Here is a 13,997-nt window from a genome sequence, read left to right on the forward strand (position 1 = left end):
GAACGAGTGAAACGTTATATTCTTCCAGAAAAAAGAAAACGGCCCAAAAGTAGGACCGTTCGAATTTCAAAAACTCGGTACACCATTAAGTCAAAACATGCTTAACTGAATGGTGTTAACCGATTAGGTGGCTTTTGTATTTTTAATGCTTTGTGCCATGTTTGGTGCTTAAAATGTCATTTCTATTTTGCCGTACACGTAGCGTCCGTTAAATCCGTATGGTGAGAAGCTAGAGTAAGCAAATAAACGTGAGAAGGTTGTTACATCGTCAACATTTTCACGGGTTGCATCTGGGTAAACATCAAAAATGTTATTTGCACCTACGCTCAGCGATACGTTTTCAGTAAGCGAGTAGGCGACATCTAGGTCGGTGATCCATTTTGGTTTTAGCACTTCATTTAGTTCAGCCGTTGATGATGGATCTTGAGTTTCACCGTAACGCGTAGTTCTAAGCGTGGTACGTATATCGTCGTTAGTCCATATTGCGCTTAAGTTGTACTTATTACGTGGTGTGCTTACTTCAAAACGACGCAACTCAGTGCCTGAAAACAAGTTGTCTTGATCGAACCCTGCGCCTTGTAGCTCAGCTGGTGGATCGATGATATTGGTTACTTCATTTTTACCGTAGTTATAACCTAAGTTAAAGGCTATATCGCCGTAACCATCAGTTGCCACATTATAAGAGGCAACCACATCTACACCACGTGTTTTACTGTCAATTGCATTTAAGAAGAAACGACCTTGGTTAGCGCCTGTTCCTTGAAGTAAATCGGCAATTGCAGCACCCGATAAGTTGTTTGATAACACAATGCGATCATCAATTAATATTTGGTAGTAATCAACCGATAAGCTGAAGTTAAAGTCGGTAGACCATGTAAAACCAACGCCGTAGTTAGTGGCTTCCTCTGCATCAAGACCAGGTGAGCCCAGTGCTTTGGCTACATCGCTACCCGGTGCAAAAGTGCCGGTTTCGGTTGGTTCGCCATCAACAAATACAGTGGCTACTGAGGTAAAGTATTGCTGCTGCAAAGAAGGTGCTCTAAAACCTGTCGATGCCGATGCACGAATGGCTAAATCTTCAGTGAGCGAATATCGCGTTGCAATTTTACCATTGAGCGTATCGCCAAAATCAGAGTAATCCTCGTAACGCGCTGCAACAGCTATGTTCCAATCATCTGTGAGGTAAGTTTCTAAATCTATGTAAAAGCTAACATTGTGGCGGCTGTTGTCACCTTCAGATTCTGGGGTAAAGCCTGGAAATACTTGTGCGCCGGCAGCGCCAAATGGGCCATCCTCACCAGTAACCACGCCACCAGGGCCAAATGATCCTTGTGCGTATGAAGCTTCTTCGCCGGCATCTATTTGATAGCCTTCACGACGATACTCAGCACCTACAGCGACATTTACCGAGCTTTCTAAAAAGCTGACGTCTACTTCGCGATTAAAATCTACGTTTAAAGTAAGCTGATCGTAAGTCAGGGTACCGGCATCAAAGCTTGTTTGGCTAGTCGGGCCGTATGATGTATTTAAGCTATTTATAACACCAAACTCAAACGCATCTTGACCATACACTGCCGATACATCGTAATTCCATTCACTTACAAAACCTTTAACGCCAAGCGCTAATGAAAAGTCGTTTATGTCTGAGGTGATCACAGGTAAAAAGCCATCAGGATAAACTTCTTCTATGTTTCGGCTGTCGCTTGCACGGCGATAAAAGCCACCGCCTTCACCTTCACGTTTAGAATAAGAACCAAATGAATAGAGTTCAGCATCGGTAGTGAGTTGTAGAGCTGAGTTATAAAAAACAGAGAAATCTTCTACATCACCATTACCAAAGTTATGATTGTAACGGTTTACTGTGAGTTCACGAGGGTCGAGTGAGCCATCCTCTAATCGAGCGTAGTTTTCACGTTGGTCATAGTCTGAACGGTTTGTAGAGTGGCGGTCGCGGTATTCGGTCGAAATGTTTAAAAAGCCATTTTCACCCAGTTCAAAACCCATATTACCTTGTAGCGTTAAAGTTTGACCGTCGGTTAATGAACGATCGCCCCCTTCGGTAAAGGCTAAATTACCATCACTGCCTTCAGATACTGATTTTAGCTGTGGCACACCGTCCATTTCGGTTACGTTAGCGCCATATATAGCCGCCACTGAGCCACCGCTGCTGGCACTTTTAAGCACAATATTAATAACACCGGCTATAGCGTCAGAACCATACTGGGCTGCTGCACCATCACGTAATACTTCAATGCGGGCAATAGCATTTGCAGGTATCGCATTTAAGTCAACCGATGATGAACCACGACCCGTTGAGCCATTTAAGTTAAGTAATGCGTTGCTGTGGCGGCGCTTACCATTAACAAGCACTAAGGTGTGATCGGGTGCTAAGCCACGAAGCTGAGCGGGGCGTACATGATCGCTGCCATCAGTAAGTGATGCTTGTGGGAAGTTAAAGCTGGGTAATAAACTGCTAAGCAGGGCATTCGTTTCAGTAAAGCCTGAGTTTTTAAGTGCATCTGCACCAATTATATCGATGGGTACTGCGCTGTCTTCTACTGTACGGCCTAATCGGCGAGAGCCAATTACGCTTATTTGTTCGATGTTTTCTTCTGCTTTAGTGTCTTGCTCTGCAGCATTTACGCAGAGCGAACCAAGTAGTGCAGCAGACGCGCTCATTGCGAGTAATATTTGTGGTACCGATTGCTGTAATTTAAATAACGGTTTTCTATTCATGCTGTATTTCCCCATACCCATTGAATTATTTTAGTTTTGTACAAAAAAATTAAATTTTTTGTTACCTCAAACATATACTTAATTAACAAAGTCAGTCAATTGAATAACATTCAATTAATTTAGGTGTTTTTATAATTACATTTGATTGTTTTTTATAATGACCATTGTTTTAGTTATATAGCGAAGGTGATTGCTAAGTAATTGATGGGTAATGAATTATATTCAAAAGTTAAATTTAACGTTTAATTAACTGGTAAGATGAGATTGATGGTTTTAACTAATTACGAGTATGAAGGCGTTTCTATTGGGCTGTGACTAGGTAGGTATTAAGTTACAAGTATTACTAAAAAAGAAAAAGATAAAGCCACTCATCAAATGTTAATTAAATTAACATTTTATGGGCGTTTTATATTTTATGTCCTATTTATTAGAACCTATACTTTAAAACATGAAACAATTTTGTTTTTATAAGCAATTGGTATAAAAAAAGAGTGCTAAAAATAGTGTTAAAATTTAATTTTTCCAACAAGCATATCTTTAAACATTACCCAATCTCCCCATAAACTGTAAAAAGGGTGTTTAAAAGTAGCAGGGCGGTTTTTTTCAAAAAAGAAATGCCCGATCCACGCAAACCCATATCCAATAACAGGTAATAGCCACAATAGACTGTATTGTTGTTTTATTAATGCTATTGCGATTACAGCAAGAACAAGTGTACTTCCTATAAAATGTAAGCGGCGGCAAATCACGTTGCGGTGCTCTTTTAAATAATAAGGGTAGAAGGCTTTAAAGCTTTTAAACGTGAGGTTTGTACTTTGCATAGTGTGCTCTTTTATTGTTTTTTATTTTAATGAGGGTCGTGCTATTAAAGCGTAAGTTTACATTTGTTTACAGCGATAAATGGTGCTTAACGCATCTAAATAGACAAAAGGGCTAAAAGTTAATAACTTAGGTGCACTATTAATAAATAAGAATGGAACTCAGGATGTTTAAACACACTCTAGCATGTGCTGTAATTGTAGCGCTTAGCGGCTGTTCAGAGCCAACTAATACGGTAACTCAAGAAGAAGTAAAAGCACCAATGAAGCAAGTTAACGCAGTTATATACCCAGAAACAAAAAAAGGCGATATCGTAGACACCTACTTTGAAGAAGCGGTTAGCGACCCATATCGTTGGCTTGAAGATGACATGAGCAGCGAAACTGCCGATTGGGTTAAAACGCAAAACAATTTAACGTTTTCTTATTTAGAACAAATACCTTATCGCGATAAGTTAAAGCAGCGCCTTGAAAAACTAATGAACTACGAAAAAATAGGCGCTCCTTTTACTGAAGGCGATTACACCTATTTTTATAAAAACGATGGCCTGCAAAATCAATATGTTTTGTACCGCAGTAAAGATGGCGGCGACGTTGAAGTATTTTTAGATCCAAACAAGTTTAGTGACGATGGCACGACGTCTATGTCGGGTTTATCGTTTTCAAAAGATGGGTCATTACTCGCGTATCAAATATCTGAAGGTGGTAGCGACTGGCGTAAAATTATTGTTATTGATGTACATACCAAAGAGCAAGTTGAAGAAGCGCTTGTTGACGTTAAATTTAGTGGCATAGAGTGGCTTGGCAACGAAGGTTTTTATTATTCAAGTTACGAAAAACCTAAAGGGAGTGAACTTTCGGCTAAAACAGATCAGCATAAAGCGTATTACCATAAGCTAGGTACTGCACAGTCTGCTGATAGTGTTGTATTTGGTGAAACTGATGAGCAAAAACATCGCTATGTAGGCGCTGATGTAACCCATGACGGCCACTACCTACTTATTTCGGCAAGTACGTCTACCTCAGGCAATAAGCTGTTTATAAAAGATCTAACAAAAGAAAACAGTGAGTTTGTAACGGTTGTTGGAAATACTGATTCAGATACATCAGTTATTGATAACGAAGGCAGCAAGCTGTTTTTAGTTACTAACCTCAATGCACCAAACAAAAAAGTAGTGACGGTTGATGCAAGTAACCCAAGCCCTGAAAATTGGGAAGATTTAATTCCTGAAACCAAAAACGTACTAAACCTTACAAAAGGTGGCGATACCTTTTTTGCCAACTACATGGTTGATGCGATTTCGCAGGTAAAACAGTACAACAAAAAAGGTGAGCTAATTCGCGAAATTACATTACCAGGCGTGGGTACTGCACGTGGTTTTGGCGGTAAAAAAGATCAAACAACGCTTTATTATTCGTTCACTAACTACAAAACACCAGGTACTACTTATACGTTTGATGTAGCTACGGGTGAATCGGGTGTTTATCGTAAGTCGGCTATTGATTTTAATAGCGATGATTACACGTCTGAGCAAGTGTTTTACACCTCAAAAGACGGTACTAAAATACCGATGGTAATTACCTATAAAACAGGCATTAAGCTTGATGGTTCAAACCCTACTATTTTATACGGTTACGGTGGTTTTAATATTAGTTTAACGCCAAGCTTTAGCCCCGTTAATGCAGTATGGCTTGAGCAAGGTGGTGTGTACGCCGTTGCTAATATTCGCGGTGGTGGTGAGTACGGTAAAGACTGGCACAATGCCGGCACTAAATTGCAAAAGCAAAATGTGTTTGACGACTTTATTGCGGCTGCTGAGTATTTAAAAGATAAAAAGTACACGTCTAAAAAGCGCTTAGCACTTCGCGGTGGATCTAATGGTGGCTTGTTAGTTGGTGCAGTGATGACGCAGCGCCCAGACTTATTTCAGGTGGCTCTACCTGCTGTAGGCGTACTTGATATGCTACGCTACCATACATTCACTGCGGGCGCTGGTTGGGCATACGACTACGGTACCAGTGAGCAAAGCAAAGAAATGTTTGAATACATTAAAGGTTATTCACCACTTCATAATGTAAAAGCAGGTGTTGAGTATCCAGCTACTATGATCACAACTGGCGATCATGATGACCGCGTTGTCCCTTCACATTCGTTTAAGTTTGCAGCTGAGCTTCAAGCAAAGCAAACAGGTAATAATCCAACGCTTATTCGCATAGAAACTAATGCGGGGCATGGCGCAGGTACACCAACGAGTAAAACGATTGAGCAGTACGCTGATATATTTGGTTTTACCTTATATAACATGGGCGTAGAGTCATTATAAAAACATTTAACTAACTATTTAAAATTACATAGTTAAAGAAAAAAGGCCGAGTAAATTAAATTTACTCGGCCTTTTTAATGTTTGCTAGTTAGCTACTGCATAGGTGAAAACAATCGTTGATATGTTTTATAGGCGTATTCGTCGGTCATTCCGCTTAAATAATCGCAAATTATACGCATCCCTTGATTTTGTTTTTCGGCTTCTATGTATTGTGCTTGTGTGGTTTCGGGCAATAAACGCAGCGGATCGCTCGCAAATGCTGTAAATAACTCTATTAGTAAATTTTGGCCTTTAAACTCAATTTGTTGCATTTCGGGGTCGCGTATTAAACGTTGAAACACAAAATGCTTAAGTATTTGCAATACACTGTCGTATTGGGCATCTAATTTAGCGGTGTACTTTAAAATAGGGCATTCAAAGGCATCATTTTGAATATCCAAATGTATATGAATAATAAAGGTATTAACCAGCTCACCTATGGCATCTTTTCGCTCAAAGTCATTTTTTGAAAACAAACGCAGAGTGAGCGATTCAAGCATGGTGTTTAACCAGTCAAAGTTAAGCGCTTTTAAATGAGGTAGAGCATGAGTTTGCCAATCGTCTAATGTAAGTACATGGGTTGCAATGGCATCTTCTAAGTCGTGTACCGCATACGCTATATCGTCGGCGTGTTCCATTATGGCGCTGTCGAGCGATTTATACGTTGTTTTAGCGCGGTACTTATCAATAGCGGCATGTTTACCTAACAATGTTTTATCGTTTTGACTTAGTGGTTCTACTATCCAATTGAATATGGCTGTATCGTCGTTGTACAACCCTTTGGCAGGTCGCCAATCATCTGCTTTTATAAATGCACGACCGGTTGTATCGTTGGGAATGGTATGCCAAAGCGTATTAATAAACGCGGGGTATTTTATAAAACCTAATAAAGTACGACGAGTTAGGTTCATACCGTGCCCGTTACTGTAGGGCTCAAGTTTTGCAACTATGCGCAGTGTTTGTGCGTTACCTTCAAAACCACCGTGATCGCGCATCATGTAATTTAGCGCTATTTCACCACCATGGCCAAAGGGTGGATGGCCAATATCGTGCGCCAAACACAGTGTTTCTAGCAGTCCGGTTGATGGAAAGTGCGTAAAGTCGCTATGTTGCGCTTTTAAGTGGCGCAATATGCCAGTACCAATTTGCGATACTTCTAAAGAGTGGGTAAGGCGAGTGCGATAAAAGTCGTTTAGGCCAATACCCATAATTTGGGTTTTTGCTTGCAAACGCCTAAATGCAGCGGCATGAATAATACGCGAACGATCGACCTGCCACGGCGAGCGATTATCGTTAGGACGATGTTTATATTGCTCTATTATTCGGCTTTGCCATTGTTTATCCATACTGCTTACTCACACATAGTTAATATTATTAAACTTTGCTCAGTATACCCATGGACTTATAAATTGCGAATGAACAAATGCACTATATAGGCTCTGTTTTATCTAAAATTCAAATACACTGCTGAAAACTCAACCGTAAAAGGTCATCAAACCCCAGTTATTCGCGTTTATAAAGTGGCTTAGGTATAATGCGCCTTCGTATGCTTGTGTATAAACCATGCATAGTTGTTGTTTCAAAGAGAGAATACATGTTAAAAACGATTTTTAAACTTTTACTAACCGTGTTTTTCGTATGGGCACTTGCGTATCCGTTTATGCAAAGTGACGACGTTGATCAGGATGAGCAAACGTCAGAGCAAACAACAAAAGTGAAGAAAAAAGAAAAACCATTACATAATGTAAAACTGCCAAAGTTTTCAGAATTTAGTGATGTAAAAGAAAAAAAACATGCATTTTTTAGCTTTATTCGTCCGCACGTTGAAGCCGAAAATAAAAAAATACTACAGCAACGCGCTAAGCTCGAAATAGCACGCATGATGCTACAAAACGAATTACCTTTAGAAAAAAAGCAAAGCAAAGATATTGCTAAAATTTTAAAGTCGTATGACTTACCAACCACGGTTGATACGCTAATACTTACGCAAGCATTGCGCCGTGTTGATATAATTCCTAAAGAATTAGCGCTTATGCAAGCTGCAAATGAATCTGCGTGGGGCACATCACGTTTTGCACGTATTGGCCTTAACTTTTTTGGTCAGTGGTGTTACACAAAAGGTTGTGGCATGGTGCCAAAACGCCGTAATAGCGGGGCTGCGCACGAAGTTGCTGCGTTTAAATCGGTAAGAGCTGCTATAAACTCTTACTTTAAAAACATAAATACGCATCCTGCTTATAAAGATTTGCGCGCAATACGTGAAAACTTACGTCTTGAGCAAAAACCAATTTTAGCGACTGAACTTACACATGGTTTAATGTCTTACTCTGAGCGCGGTGAAGCGTATATAGAAGAGTTAAACACAATGATTAGCCAAAATAGAGCCTACTTTGATGAATAAATACATTTTTAATTCTACCAACGCTATTGTGTTAGTACTGCTGAGCATTAGTGCGTTTAATGTAAATGCGAGAGAATTTGTGATGTCGTATGACGGTTTTTACGACCGCTTAAAAATTGTTAACAAAGGTGACTTTCAATATGCGCGAGTTAACTTTTACATTAGTGATATTGGTACTAATGAAACATGTGCGATTAAAAGCGGTACTATTTTAACCGAAAGAAACGAGTATCCACTTAACTTTACCGATAAAGCACAATTACTATTGCCGTTCGATAAGCAGCTTGATACAGATAAAGCGGTCATTGTAGTAGAGCCGCAAAACCCTGTACACGATTGCCAATTAAAGTTACAAATAGAAGCAAACGAACTTGAAGGTTTAGCGTTTTCAAAGCAGTCGTTATATACCATTAACGAAGAACTTGATGAGTTGTTAACTGATTTGTCGGGCTTTTTTGTAAGCAAGTTAATGTGGTTTTTATTACCAGAGCAAAAGGGCGTAGCAGTTACATTTAAAAGCCCAATGCAATTTGATGATAAAAGCATAACGTGTGAAAAGTCAGTGTGTTATTTTGCAGTTGAAGATAGCTGGGAAGATGATAGCGCAGTGCTTGGCGATATATCGAACGTTATTAAAGTAACGCCTTGGATTGTTAAGTGATCAGCGTTTAGCTAAGTAGCTTACATATAAAAAGCGGCATGTAGCCGCTTTTTTTATACCAAATTTAGCACTCAATGTTTAGGGCGTATTGATCTTTGTGGATTGAAATTTGTTCAATCTAGGGACTATTTAATCGCGGCGCGAGGTTTGTAACCTCATGGCTCGGTAACGGCTCCTACGTCCTGCTCACATCTCTTACTTACCTATGCCATCCCGTATAGGCAATAAAGAGTTAATCGTCCCTAGAAAGAACTTAAAGGGCAGCGAATGTTTGGCATTTATGCCGCGTTACCGGCTATTTATGAGGAACAACTACACTACATAGGCCCAGCTTTGCCTAAATACAAAATAGTCTGCTGAAAATTAAACCACCAAAGATCAACATGCCCCAGCCTTCAGTTTTGCATTAATAAGCTTTTCTCATCAAAGGTGACTACTTTGTCTCGGCCTGTTTCTTTGGCAAAGTAAAGGCGTTTATCTGCTTGGGCAAGTAGCTCTTTTATTGTGGCTTCACCATTAAGTGCATTACTCACCCCAGCGCTTACCGAAAGACTTATATGTTGTTCGTCATGGTAAAAAGGCTGGGTACTTATGTTTTTTCTTAGTTGTTCGGCATCATTTTTTGCTGCACTTAGGCTGTAGTCTGGCAGTAAAATAGCAAATTCTTCTCCGCCAATTCGGGCACTAATACCTACACTTAAAAACTGTTCTTTAATATGTTGAGATATCCACTTAATTGCCTGATCGCCTGTTTCGTGGCCAAACTGATCGTTTACACGTTTGAAAAAATCAATATCGAGCAAAATAACAGATACATTTTTGTTTGCATTTTTAGGGTTACTTAGTGCTTCTTTACTCTTTGTAAAAAAGCCACGGCGGTTAAGTAATTTGCTGAGCGTGTCGGTGTTAGCTAGGCTTGAGAGTGTATGTTCGGTATTTGAAGCCAGCAGATACGGTAATATTAGTGCGCTGCAAGTAGCTAAAATTAAATGGCTACTTAAAATAAATTGTAATGATTCAAGGTAATTAGCTGAATTAGCACTAAGGTAAGGAATTGCGAGTAATGCTGTTTGTGTGAGCATTAAAATGGTATGAATTAAAAAGCACACAACAAGCGCTTTTTTCTGCAACGTTGCTACAAAACTCATACTTTTAATAATGTAAGCTGAGTAAAGATACAAGCCCGAAATAATAAAACTAGTTAGCATTTGCCCTGCTGAATAAGGGTATATCGGCAGTAAGGTCAGCGCTGTAAAGCCAAGCAAATAATACAGAGGGACTAAGTTTAATGGTTTGCTGTGTTTGTATTTATGTAATCCAACAATAATTAAAAATGGGCTTAGTAATATAAAAATATCTGCCAAATAGTGCGTAACAAAGGGGAAATCAATCACTAATTTTAAACAAGCTAGTAACTCGGCAAACGCAAATGTAATACATGCTAGGCCAAATAATAAAAATGATGTTTGCTTTTTAAAGTTGTGTACGGATAAAAAAAACAACCCTATTAGTACGTTAAGAATGAAAGAGAGACTGATCACTGTAGGCAGGTGTAGCATTTAAGGTTCTCTTTTATTAAAGGTAGGCATAGTCGGGGTGGAAAACTTGCTAATTATTATGTATTAATGTTCAAAGGTAAATATGGGTAAAAAGTAGTAATTTACCCATATACTTAATTTGGAAAGGATTTTAACTTAACAATTATTAACGTCCGCTAAACCAAACTCTCTAAAGCTGATTTAATATCAGGATGGTGAAAGCGATAATCATGAGCTTGCGCCTTATTTGGGACTACAAATTGCCCCGTTGTTAATAAGTCTGACATTTCACCCATTAATAGTTTAAGTACAGCGGTGGGCATAGTAATAAATGCAGGGCGAGATAAGGCCTCGCCTAAACTTTTACTAAATTGAGCATTGCTCACAGGGTTTGGCGCAGTTGCGTTAACAGGACCAGATATTTCAGGGTGCTTAATAATAAAGAGTATTAGCTGAATCATATCTTCGATGTGTATCCACGACATACCTTGCTCCCCGTTACCAATTGGGCCGCCTAAACACAATTTAAAAGCAGGTAGCATTTTACTCAATGCTCCCCCTTTTTTGGCTAACACAATACCGGTGCGCAAAAGGCACACTCTAGTTTGTTCTGATTGCGCGAGTAGCGCTGCATTTTCCCAGTCTTTACAAAGCTGGTGGCTAAATTCGTTATGTGAGTTTTTAAAGGTTTCATCAATAGGGTTACTATTTTGTCGACCATAAAACCCAACGGCGCTTCCAGATATATAAGTGTGCGGAGCAGTGCTACAAGCTTTAATAGCTTCACTAATTTGTTGTGTAACACCAATACGGCTATCGCGTATTATTTGCTTTTGTTTGTCGCTCCAACGCTTATTTACAATAGGCTCGCCAGCAAGGTTAATAACAATATCAACGGTATTAAAATCTACCTCAGTAATATCGCTTACGGCTTTTACTTTATGACCCAATAATACGTTTGCTTTACTCGGATTACGGCTAAGTACAGTAACGCTATTGTGATGAAGTAAAAAAGGGCATAAGTGCTTACCAATTAACCCAGTCGCGCCAGTAACAAATATATGCATTATTAATCCTTACAATAAAATAGTAGCAAGTGATTAAAAAACATACTCGCCAGCAAACAGCTTTGCAAATTTATACGTGAGATAGGCTTTTATGATCACTTCGTAATTATTTCATTTAATTACCTTTTGCCTTACACTAAAGCGATATAGTTAATAAAAGGATTAATAAATTGGCAAGTTTAACTGGAGTAAATAAAAGCTTAATCGTTTTTGCTTCCTTGGTAGTCGTACTCGCGGGGATAAAAGCGGCAAGTGTCATTATTATTCCGTTTATTTTGGCGGCGTTTATAGCCATTATTTGTAATCCGCTTATCAAATTTTTCGGGCGTTACCGGATCCCCAAAGGCATTGCAGTTATGTTGGTGGTGCTTATTATAGTTGGCTTAGGTGTAAGCCTTGGCGGGCTTGTAGGGCAATCTATAAATGATTTTTCGCAGCAACTTCCTGAGTATAAAACACAACTCAAAGAAGAATTTGTATGGCTGGTAGATTTAGCATCTCAATACAACATACTGATTAATAAAGAACAGTTAATCAATATGTTCGACCCAGGTAAAATGGTTGATGTAGCCACTAATATGCTCACCGGTTTAGGTGGCGTAATGGCAAACATGTTTTTAATTATTTTAACCGTTATTTTTATGTTGTTTGAAGGGCCAATGCTGGGCAAAAAAATACACATGGCACTTGAAGATCCCGATAGCAAAATGAAGCAAATTGACCGCTTTTTAGAGTCTATTAATTCATATTTGGCAATTAAAACACTAGTAAGTTTAGGTACGGGTATTATTGCTGCGTTTTACTTATGGATTTTAGACGTTGACTACTTTGTGCTGTGGGGGGTATTGGCATTTATGTTCAATTACATTCCAAATATTGGGTCAATTATTGCGGCTGTACCGGCTGTATTACTTGCGCTTATTACTCAAGGCCCGTTAATTGCGGGTTTGGTTGCTGCAGGTTATTTAACAATAAATACAGTAATGGGCAATATTGTAGAGCCTAAGTTTTTGGGCAAAGGGCTGGGTCTTTCAACGCTAGTGGTATTTTTATCATTAATATTTTGGGGCTGGTTATTAGGTACTGTGGGTATGCTTTTATCTGTGCCATTAACGATGATTGTAAAAATAGGCTTAGAAGCCAGTGCTGAAGGTAAGTGGGTTGCCACTCTACTAGGCAGTGGCGAAGACGTTGCTAAAAATAACTAGCATTTATAACCATCAAGGGCTGTAAAATTAAAGCCCTTGATGGTTAAGTTATCAGTAAATATAGAGCTATTAATTAACAAACAATTTAATAGCGTCATCCACCGCGTTTATTGCGCCTTCTAAATATCCTGCTTCTTGTTTTGCGAACTCACTCGCTACAAAATGAATATTGAGGTTACTTAATTGCTCATCTAAGCCTGAAAAATCAAATTCTGGGTGCTGCGAAGGTTGAGTTTGATCGTCTCTATTAGCTACAAATTTATCGTTTGCCCAGTCTTTAATAAAATACCCCGTTGCCTTTTCAGCATCTTTACCATAAAAGTAGCTAAGCTGCTGTGCACATGCTTGAATTAATTGCTCTTTAGTTATTTGGTTTCGTGATAAGTAGGGCACACCTATAAAGCCAAATAATGCGGCGTAATTGCCATCTTCAGCACTGGCATCGTGAATTTCGACCATTGGGCCTACGCGACTAAAGCATTGCCCTGATAAGTTTTTATCACGCCAAAATGCATGTTCAAAAGTAGCTATAAATTTGGCTTGTCCTGCCATCCATGTAGGTACACTACTAAGGCGGTTTATGAGCGTTGGAGTCGCCCATAGTTCAGGTGTTAAGTGTGTTGTAATCATACGAGCAGGAATTGCTGAAATTAGTTTTTCAGTAGTAAAGTGTTTTATATTACCCAAGTGATTAACCGTAATTTGCCAGTTATTATCACCTTTTTTAAGCTCAGTGACGCTGTGATCTACCAGCACTGAATCTGGATTAAGTTGCTCATACAAGGCCGTTATTAAGGTATTCATGCCGTGCTTAAGCCTAAATAACTGCATATCTCCAGCACCTGCAATTTGTTGAGGCTGCTTGGCGTTAGGTGCTTGATATAACACATCACCTTTGTTGTATTGCTCAAATATACTTAAGTGGAGTGACTTTACTAAAGTTTGAATTTTTGGCTGGTGGGGGAATATCCACGTAGGACCCAAATCAAAACTAACATCGCTATTTATTTGTGATGGTGCGGCTAAAATTCTGCCGCCTAACTGCGATTTAGCTTCTAGTAATAAATAAGGAATATTAAGTAGTTGCAGCTTGTATGCACTGTATAAGCCAGCAAGCCCGCCACCTATAATAATTACTGGATTAGTCATTTTATTACCTATTAGTTATTTAGCAATCTACTAGTAGATAGTTTGTTTTGATATGA

10 protein-coding genes are annotated in these 13,997 nt (G+C 39.1%); 4 read left to right on the forward strand and 6 right to left on the reverse strand.

Annotated elements, in window-relative coordinates:
- Positions 1–168: 168 nt before the first annotated feature.
- Together I6F49_RS16365 and I6F49_RS16370 are read right to left on the reverse strand one after the other, a co-directional pair.
- The gene (locus I6F49_RS16365; protein WP_197181336.1) at positions 169–2,736 is read right to left on the reverse strand and encodes a TonB-dependent receptor plug domain-containing protein; all 2,568 of its coding nucleotides are present in this window, start codon (positions 2,734–2,736) and stop codon (positions 169–171) included.
- 506 nt (positions 2,737–3,242) lie between these two features.
- Positions 3,243–3,557: a DUF962 domain-containing protein gene (locus I6F49_RS16370; RefSeq protein WP_165727728.1), complete on the reverse strand. Its 315-nt coding sequence runs from the start codon at positions 3,555–3,557 to the stop codon at positions 3,243–3,245.
- Positions 3,558–3,721: 164 nt separating this feature from the next.
- Between I6F49_RS16370 and I6F49_RS16375 the strand changes: the two genes are divergently transcribed.
- On the forward strand, positions 3,722–5,878 hold the full coding sequence (locus tag I6F49_RS16375) for a prolyl oligopeptidase family serine peptidase (RefSeq protein ID WP_197181337.1): 2,157 nt from the start codon (positions 3,722–3,724) through the stop codon (positions 5,876–5,878).
- Positions 5,879–5,970: 92 nt separating this feature from the next.
- On the opposite strand, the gene I6F49_RS16380 is transcribed toward I6F49_RS16375, so the two are convergent.
- Entirely contained in the window at positions 5,971–7,263 is a 1,293-nt protein-coding gene (locus I6F49_RS16380) for an anti-phage deoxyguanosine triphosphatase (protein WP_197181338.1), read from the reverse strand.
- Positions 7,264–7,511: 248 nt separating this feature from the next.
- Between I6F49_RS16380 and I6F49_RS16385 the strand changes: the two genes are divergently transcribed.
- Together I6F49_RS16385 and I6F49_RS16390 are read left to right on the forward strand one after the other, a co-directional pair.
- A complete protein-coding gene (locus I6F49_RS16385; RefSeq protein WP_197181339.1) occupies positions 7,512–8,318 on the forward strand; it encodes a glucosaminidase domain-containing protein in 807 nt (268 codons plus the stop codon).
- Positions 8,311–8,979, forward strand: a complete 669-nt coding sequence (locus I6F49_RS16390; protein WP_197181340.1) for a DUF2987 domain-containing protein — start codon at positions 8,311–8,313, stop codon at positions 8,977–8,979. The genes I6F49_RS16385 and I6F49_RS16390 overlap by 8 nt, the downstream gene beginning before the upstream one ends.
- 395 nt (positions 8,980–9,374) lie before the next feature.
- Here the strand turns inward: I6F49_RS16390 and I6F49_RS16395 are convergent, their stop codons facing one another.
- Together I6F49_RS16395 and I6F49_RS16400 are read right to left on the reverse strand one after the other, a co-directional pair.
- Positions 9,375–10,538 carry a GGDEF domain-containing protein gene (locus I6F49_RS16395; protein WP_197181341.1) on the reverse strand — a complete coding sequence of 388 codons (1,164 nt, stop codon included), beginning with the start codon at positions 10,536–10,538 and terminating at the stop codon, positions 9,375–9,377.
- Between the two features lie 155 nt (positions 10,539–10,693).
- A complete protein-coding gene (locus I6F49_RS16400) occupies positions 10,694–11,584 on the reverse strand; it encodes a TIGR01777 family oxidoreductase (RefSeq protein ID WP_197181342.1) in 891 nt (296 codons plus the stop codon).
- Positions 11,585–11,754: 170 nt separating this feature from the next.
- Between I6F49_RS16400 and I6F49_RS16405 the strand changes: the two genes are divergently transcribed.
- Positions 11,755–12,792, forward strand: coding sequence for an AI-2E family transporter (locus I6F49_RS16405; RefSeq protein WP_197181343.1), 1,038 nt, complete (start codon positions 11,755–11,757; stop codon positions 12,790–12,792).
- 69 nt (positions 12,793–12,861) lie between these two features.
- On the opposite strand, the gene I6F49_RS16410 is transcribed toward I6F49_RS16405, so the two are convergent.
- Positions 12,862–13,941, reverse strand: coding sequence for a flavin monoamine oxidase family protein (locus I6F49_RS16410; protein ID WP_197181344.1), 1,080 nt, complete (start codon positions 13,939–13,941; stop codon positions 12,862–12,864).
- Between the last annotated feature and the right edge of the window lie 56 nt (positions 13,942–13,997).

Source organism: Pseudoalteromonas sp. SWN166, assembly GCF_015864485.1.
GTDB lineage: Bacteria > Pseudomonadota > Gammaproteobacteria > Enterobacterales > Alteromonadaceae > Pseudoalteromonas.